Raw genomic sequence first — 6216 nt, 5'->3', positions numbered from 1 at the left:
GCGATATGACAAACTCGCCGCCAACTTTCTCGGTTTCATTAAGCTCGCCAGCATAATGCTATGGATCAAATAACTAATTTGTCACTACAGCCTAGTAAATTGCCTCCAGCAACTCATCCTGCAAACTCTGGGCAAAACCGCGCAGCACCAGCAGTTCGAAATCATCCTCACCCACACGGGTCAGGTTGATGCCGATATGGCCAAAGAGCGTCATGGCGGATTGGCCGATGGCGAAGGTCGAGGGATGAAGATCCACGGCCGTTCCCCGCGCCAGCACACGGCGCACAGTCTTGCCCGAGAGCAGGAAGCGGGCGCGGCCATGGCTTTGATCGACCACGGCAACGAGAGTGGATAGCTTTGTAGCCAACGCCTCTGCCTCGGTTGCATCCTCCAGCACGAGAAACCATTGGCCGGGGCCGGTCGGGCGAAGCGCGGTATCCGGCACGCCTGTCAGTTCAGCCTTCAGCCTTGCGGTTTCGATCTCTGCCGGCCTTGCCATCAGGTGCAGGATGGCGCCTGAGAGCGGCTTGAAGACGAAGCCCTCCGGCAGCCTGGCCGTGATGGGCGTGGCAGGAGCCCGGCGGGTCAGCGGGAATGTGCTGCGCAGCGTCTCAGACATGAAGCTTCTCCCCGTTCGGATCGACAAAGGCCGGGCTGACCAGCCGCCCGCTCGTATATTCATTGCGCAGCGCATTCCAGATCTGCACCTCTTCGCCATGGCGGGATGCCCCGCCCTTGACGAGCGCCAGCCCGATGGTGGAGCCCACATGCGGCGAGAAGCAGGAGGAGGTGACATAGCCCTGATCGTTTTCCAGCGTCGCTTCTGCATCCTTCTTCAGGATATGCGAACCGCTGCGGAAGCTTGTCGCCGGATCGAGCGGCAGAACGCCGACCAGTTGCGGACGCTCCGGGTCCGCGAGCCCCTCGCGGGAGAGCATATGCTTGCCGATGAAGTCCGGTTTTGCCTGCGACACCATCTTGCCGAAACCGAGATCGGCGGGCACCACGGTGCCGTTGATTTCGTTATGCGTAACATGGCCCTTTTCGATGCGCAGCACAGCCAGCGCCTCGATGCCATAAGGCATCAGGCCATGCGGCTTGCCTGCTTCCATCAGGGCATCGGCGGTGGCTTCGCCGAAATCGGCGGGCACAGCCAGTTCATAGGCCAGTTCGCCGGAGAAGGAGATGCGGAAGAGCCGCCCCTTCAGCCGTCCACCGAAGAGGGAGACGTCCTTCGCGGCGAGATACGGGAAGGCGTCGTTGGAGATGTCGTCATCGACAATCTCCTGCAATATGGCCCGTGACTTCGGCCCGGCTACGGCCATCTGTGCCCATTGATCGGTGACGGAGGCAAGCCGCACGTCAAGCTCCGGCCAGAGCGCCTGCGCACAGAATTCCAGATGGTTCATCACGCCCGCCGCATAGGCGGTGGTGGTGGTCATGAAATAGCGGTCTTCGCCGAGGCGGCTGGTGGTGCCGTCATCATAGATGAAACCGTCTTCCCTGAGCATCAGCCCATAACGGGCCTTGCCGACGGGCAGTTTCAGGAAGGCATTGCAATAGACGCGGTTCAGGAATTCCGCCGCATCCGCGCCGCAGATCTCGATCTTGCCCAGCATGGACACATCGCAGATCCCGGCATTGAGGCGGACATTCTTCACCTCCCGGTCCACGCTTTCGCGCCAGCCGGTTTCGCCCGGGCGCGGGAACCAGGCTGAGCGATACCACAGGCCGGTTTCCACGAAGGTCGCGCCATTTTTCGCGGCCCAGTCATGCAAGGGCGATTTGCGCACCGGCTGGAAATGCTTTCCATGGCTGGTGCCTGCCAAGGCCCCGAAGGAGACGGGTGTGTAGAAGGGCCGGAAGGTGGTGGTGCCGACCTCGGCAGGCGAGAGATGCCGCGCTTCGGCCAGCAGGCCGATGGCGTTGATATTGGAGAGCTTGCCCTGATCGGTCGCCATGCCGTTGGTGGTGTAGCGCTTGGCCAGTTCCACATGGCCATAGCCTTCCTGCACGGCAAGGCCGAGATCGGAGCGGGCGACGTCATTCTGGAAGTCCACGAAAGCCTTGGTCTTGACGCCGGGAATGGTGAAAACCGGCTTGGCGGGATGGGCCGGATAGGCTTCCTCGATCACCGGGCCTGCGAATGCCGGAGAGGAAAAACCAAGCTCTGCCAGCACCTCTTGCGCGCTCTTAGCCCCGGAGGCCATCGCCGCCGCCAGCCCGCATTCTCCCGTAGCCGCACCGGCCAGTGTCAGGCCCTTCAGCCGGGAAGGTGCGAGAAAGGCCGCATGGTGATCCGACCAGACCGGCTTGCCGCCGCGATGGCAGGCTAGATGAATGATGGGCGAGAAGCCGCCCGACATAGCCAGCGCATCCACCTCCAGCCGCTCGGTCTGGCCCTCGCGCCAGAGGTCAATGCCGGTCAGTGCCTTGCCGCCATGGGCATCGGAGACGAAGCCGCCGCGCACCAGCCGTGCCTTGCCGGTCCAGACTCTGGCGGCATCGCGGCGGCTGTCGATCAGTGCCGTCACCTCAAGGCCTGCGGCTTCCAGATCGGCGGCTAGTGCATAACCGCTGTCATTGGTGGTGAGGATCGCGGTTTTCTTGCCCGGCGCTACGGCAAACTGGTTGAGATAGCGGCGCATGGCGCCTGCCATCATCACGCCGGGAATGTCATTGCCGCCGAAGACCAGCGGGCGTTCCTCCGCGCCGGTGGCGAGAATGGCTTGCCGCGCAATGATCCGCCACAGCCGTTCCACGGGGCGGTGGGCGGCGGGAACCGCCAGATGTTTCTGTGCCCGTTCCACCACGCCGAAGACATTGCCGTCATACCAGCCAAAGGCGGTGGAGCGGGTGAGAAGCTCCACATTCGCCAGGCTTTCCAGCTCTGCAATCGTCTCGGAGACCCAATCGGCAGCGCGTTTGCCGTCGATCAGCGCCGTCTCTGCCAGCAAGCCACCACCAAAACGGGCATGTTCATCCACCAGCATTACGCGAGCCCCGGCGCGGCCTGCGGTGAGGGCTGCCGTCAAACCGGCGAGACCGCCGCCGATCACCAGCAGGTCGCAATGCGCCCAGCATTTCTCATAGGTGTCGGGATCCGCCTCATAGGCCGCCTTGCCAAGACCGGCGGCCTTGCGTATGAAGGGCTCATAGAGCTTTTCCCAGAGCTTTCCCGGCCACATGAACGTTTTGTAATAGAAACCGGCGCTGAGGAAGGGCGAGAGCAGGCCGTTCAGCGCGCCAATGTCGTGCTCAAGGCTCGGCCAACGGTTTTGGCTTTGCGCTTCCAGCCCCTCGTAAAGCTCCTGCATGGTGGCGCGGGTATTGGGCTCCGTGCGGCCGCCCCGGCCAATGGTCATCAGCGCATTGGGCTCGGCGGCCCCTGCGGTCAGGATGCCGCGCGGGCGGTGATATTTGAAGCTGCGGCCCACAAGCTGCACGCCATTGGCCAGAAGCGCGGAGGCCAAGGTATCGCCTGCCGCGCCGCGATAGCTTTTGCCATCGAAGGTGAAATTCACCACCTGACTGCGGTCAATCAGGCCGCCCTTGGAAAGACGGGAGGAGGTCATTCTGCAGCCTCCTTTTGGGCGGCATCGCGGGCGCCATGCACCTCATGGCTTGCCGTATCGCGGCTCACCACCAGCCAGCGGCGGCAGCCGGAGGTATGGTGCCAATATTCCTCGTAAGCGCCGCGCGGGTTGTCACGCAGATAGACATAGTCGAACCAGACCTCCGGCCCGGCCTGCGGATCGGGCCGGGAGAGCGCCGCGCCCCTGACGGTGAATTCTTCCTTGGGCCGCAGGCCGCAATGAGGGCAGGGAATAAGGCTTGCCATGTTATGCTGCTTTCCAGAACTCAGTGAAGATTCGGCTGGGCACCCTGGCCCTTTTCGTCGATGACATATCCGCGCGCGAAGCGATCCAGCCGGAAGGCGCGGGCGGTTTCATGCGGTTCGCCCCTGGCAATCAGGTGGGCAAAGCAATAGCCGGAGGCGGGCGTGGCTTTGAAACCGCCATAGCACCAGCCGGAATTGAGGTAGAGATTGTCGAGATGCACCTTGTCGATGATCGGCGAGCCATCCATCGACATGTCCATCACGCCGCCCCAGGACCGCAGCACCCGGATGCGCGACAGGGCCGGGATCATCGCCTTGCCAGCCTCTGCAACATGTTCGACGGTGGCGAGGTTGCCGCGTTGCGCATAGGAGTTATAGCCGTCGATATCGCCACCGAAGACGAGGCCACCCTTGTCGGACTGGGAGACGTAGAAATGTCCCGCGCCAAAGGTGACAACGCCATCGATGAAGGGCTTCAACCCCTCGGAGACGAAGGCTTGCAGCACATGGCTTTCCAGCGGCAGTTTCAGCCCCACCATCTCCGCCACGCGGGAGGAATGACCGGCAGCCGCCAGCGCCAGGCGGTTGCAGCCAATGAAGCCGCGTGTCGTTTCCACGCCAACGGCCTTGCCGCCCTCGCGACGAATGCCGATAACTTCGCAATTCTGGATGATGTCGACGCCGTTGCTGTCGGCCCCGCGCGCATAGCCCCAGGCCACGGCATCATGGCGCACCGTGCCGCCGCGCCGCTGCAACAGCCCGCCCTGAATGGGGAAGCGGGCATTTTCGTAATCGAAAAAGGGCAGCATGGCCTGCACCTGCGCCCTGTCCAGCAATTCGGCATCGACGCCATGCAGGCGCATGGCATTGCCGCGCCTTGTATAGGCATCGCGCTGGGCGTCGGAATGATAGAGGTTCAGCACGCCGCGCTGCGAGACCATGGCGTTGAAGTTGAAATCCTGCTCCAGCCCTTCCCAGAGCTTCATGGAAAATTCGTAGAAGGGATTGTTGCCGGGCAACAGGTAGTTGGAGCGGATGATGGTGGTGTTGCGTCCGATATTGCCGGAGCCGAGATAGCCCTTTTCGATCACCGCCACATTGCGGATGCCGAAGACCTTGGAGAGGTAATAGGCCGTCGCCAGCCCATGCCCGCCACCGCCGACAATCACCACGTCATAATGCGGTTTCGGCTCTGGCTGCCGCCAATGGGCGGACCAGTGGCGATTGCCCCGAAGGCCATTCAGAAGGATGGAAAGAGCGGAAAAGCGCATCGCCTCGATCTCACGTCATGAAGATGCAAAGAGAGTGATGCAGTTCGGTGGAATGAAATTGCATGAATGGGACATGATAGGATAGAAAAGAGACATGTCATATCTCGCTTCCACCACCCAGACTATCGGCTTTTTGCTGACGCCGAATTTTGCGCTGATGTCCTATGCGTCGGCCACCGAACCGCTCCGGGCCGCCAATCTTCTGGCGCAGAGCCCGCTTTACGAGGTGGTGCCGTTTTCGGTGGATGGCGCGCCGGTGGTGGCCTCCTGCGGTCTGGCCGTGCCGTGCAGGACGCTCACGGAAGCAACGTCTCCCCTCCACACCCTCTTTGTCGTTGCAGGCGGTAATCCCTCGGACTGGCGCGCTGCCACCGCCGCTTATCCGCATGTACGGCGGCTTTCACGGCAGGGGGTGCGGCTCGGCGGGATTTCCGGCGGCTCCTATCTCTTGGCGGAAGCGGGGTTGCTGGACCATCATGCCTTCACCATCCACTGGGAATATGCCGCAGCATTGGCGGAAGCCTTTCCTGAGCGTCAGCCGAAACAGGCCCGTTATGTGCTGGACGGCGAGCGGATCACCTGCGGCGGCGGGGTGGCGGCGCTGGACATGATGCATGCGCTGATTGCCGAGCGTTTAGGCACCGCCTTTGCCAGACGGGTGGTGGACTGGTATCTGCATACGGCCGTGGCCGAGCCGGAAGGCCCGCAGCGCGGCGCCAGCCAGGAGCGCTTTGGCACCCGGCATCCGGCCCTGGTGACGGTGCTGGAAGCGATGGAAAATACCATCGAAAGCCCGCTGTCCCGGCAGGCGATGGCGCGGCTGGCGGGCGTGACGCCGCGTCATCTGGACCGGTTGTTTGCGCAGGAACTCGCCACGACATTTCTGGAGCGCTACCGCGATATTCGCCTGACCCATGCCCGCAAACTGCTGGAGCAAAGCCCGCTGTCGATTTCGGAGATCGCCTTTGCCACCGGCTTTTCCAGCGCCTCGCATTTTTCGCGCGCCTTTCTTGCGCGTTTTGGGATGCAGCCGAAATCGACTAGAGTGTTTCCAGGAAAAGTGGGAACCGGTTTTCCGTCCGGAAACACGTAGAAACCAATATC

General features: G+C 62.4%; 5 protein-coding genes. 1 reads left to right on the top strand and 4 read right to left on the bottom strand.

All coding sequences use genetic code 11. The annotated features are described in order from the left end of the window. Positions 1-91: 91 nt before the first annotated feature. Genes QO005_RS21930 through QO005_RS21915 form a run of 4 tightly spaced genes read right to left on the bottom strand, consistent with a single transcriptional unit; the run spans position 92 to position 5112 of the window. A complete protein-coding gene (locus QO005_RS21930) occupies positions 92-619 on the bottom strand; it encodes a sarcosine oxidase subunit gamma (protein ID WP_307160155.1) in 528 nt (175 codons plus the stop codon). Further along, complete coding sequence (locus tag QO005_RS21925; protein WP_307160154.1) at positions 612-3575, bottom strand: sarcosine oxidase subunit alpha; 2964 nt, start codon at positions 3573-3575, stop codon at positions 612-614. The genes QO005_RS21930 and QO005_RS21925 overlap by 8 nt, the downstream gene beginning before the upstream one ends. Continuing rightward, the gene (locus QO005_RS21920; RefSeq protein WP_307160153.1) at positions 3572-3841 is read right to left on the bottom strand and encodes a sarcosine oxidase subunit delta; all 270 of its coding nucleotides are present in this window, start codon (positions 3839-3841) and stop codon (positions 3572-3574) included. The genes QO005_RS21925 and QO005_RS21920 overlap by 4 nt, the downstream gene beginning before the upstream one ends. A 20-nt stretch (positions 3842-3861) precedes the next feature. Then, the gene (locus tag QO005_RS21915) at positions 3862-5112 is read right to left on the bottom strand and encodes a sarcosine oxidase subunit beta family protein (protein ID WP_307160152.1); all 1251 of its coding nucleotides are present in this window, start codon (positions 5110-5112) and stop codon (positions 3862-3864) included. Positions 5113-5206: 94 nt separating this feature from the next. On the opposite strand from QO005_RS21915, the gene QO005_RS21910 reads away from it, so the two are divergent. Beyond that, positions 5207-6205 (top strand): GlxA family transcriptional regulator, encoded by a 999-nt coding sequence (locus tag QO005_RS21910; protein ID WP_307160151.1) that lies wholly within the window; start codon positions 5207-5209, stop codon positions 6203-6205. Positions 6206-6216 lie beyond the last annotated feature (11 nt).

Origin of the sequence: Allorhizobium paknamense, from assembly GCF_030815125.1 — a bacterium.
Classification (GTDB): domain Bacteria; phylum Pseudomonadota; class Alphaproteobacteria; order Rhizobiales; family Rhizobiaceae; genus Allorhizobium; species Allorhizobium paknamense.
The sequence above is the reverse complement of the archived record's forward strand: the minus strand, read 5'-3'. Positions and strand labels throughout refer to the sequence as shown.

Bases quoted from the DNA above. Each gene is read 5' to 3' on its own strand.
- QO005_RS21930 (WP_307160155.1), bottom strand. From the start codon at position 619: ATGTCTGAGACGCTGCGCAGCACATTCCCGCTGACCCGCCGGGCTCCT.
- QO005_RS21925 (WP_307160154.1), bottom strand. From the start codon at position 3,575: ATGACCTCCTCCCGTCTTTCCAAGGGCGGCCTGATTGACCGCAGTCAG.
- QO005_RS21910 (WP_307160151.1), top strand. From the start codon at position 5,207: ATGTCATATCTCGCTTCCACCACCCAGACTATCGGCTTTTTGCTGACG.
- QO005_RS21915 (WP_307160152.1), bottom strand. From the start codon at position 5,112: ATGCGCTTTTCCGCTCTTTCCATCCTTCTGAATGGCCTTCGGGGCAAT.
- QO005_RS21920 (WP_307160153.1), bottom strand. From the start codon at position 3,841: ATGGCAAGCCTTATTCCCTGCCCTCATTGCGGCCTGCGGCCCAAGGAA.